Raw genomic sequence first — 897 nt, 5'->3', positions numbered from 1 at the left:
ACCATCAATATTGCAGCAATGAATGCAGCAGCAATCGGAATCAAACCTACCCAGGTAGGAGCAATGTCCGGTTATCTGACAACCAATGAAGTTGTGAAGAACCAGAAAGTTAAAAATGAAGCTGGTACCTATACAGCTGCTGATGCGACCACTAAGGCAAGCGGTACAGCTGGTTCTGCAAAGCTGAGAGCATCTATTGCGAACCTTGCAGCATGTACTACACAGGTTGGTGCACTTTATTCTGCAGGTAATACAAAGACAGCATATTTCAAAACAAACAATGGAACCATTACCACATTATCCGGTCTGGTAAGAGCATGTGCAGCAAACCTTGCAGCATGTGCAGCACAGGTTTTCGCAGTTGCAAGCAAGCCGGCTACAACAGTTAGCTCACCGAACGTAAGAGATTACCAGCAGGCAACCGGAACCATTACAATGGTTCAGAATGCAATCAACAATGTATCCAGCCAGAGATCTGCACTTGGAGCATTACAGAACAGACTTGAGCATACAATTGCCAACCTGGATAACGTAGCAGAGAATACTCAGGCAGCAGAATCCCGTATCCGTGATACAGATATGGCATCTGAAATGGTTGAATACAGCAAGAACAACATTCTTGCACAGGCAGGCCAGTCCATGCTTGCACAGGCTAACCAGTCTAACCAGGGCGTACTGTCACTGTTACAGTAATAGTATAATCTTATTAAAAGTTAAGAAGTTTGTTATTCTGCCTGTCAGAAATGGTTATCTGACGGGCAGATGACTATAATATCACATGCAGCATGGAAGCTGCATTAAGTTCAAGGAGGAAAACATTATGGCAATGGTAGTACAGCACAATCTTACAGCAATGAACGCGAACCGTCAGTTAGGCGTTACCACAAGCACACAGGC

1 protein-coding gene is annotated in these 897 nt (G+C 44.5%); it reads left to right on the top strand.

What is annotated here, in order from left to right; all coding sequences use genetic code 11:
• Positions 1-693, top strand: a 693-nt coding sequence (locus C805_RS27260) for a flagellin (RefSeq protein WP_016216304.1), incomplete at its 5' end; no start/stop codon positions are given.
• Positions 694-897 lie beyond the last annotated feature (204 nt).

Origin of the sequence: Eubacterium sp. 14-2 (assembly GCF_000403845.2) — a bacterium.
Lineage (GTDB): Bacteria > Bacillota > Clostridia > Lachnospirales > Lachnospiraceae > Petralouisia.
Note: the sequence above shows the minus strand (reverse complement) of the source record. Positions and strands in the feature narration are given on the sequence as shown.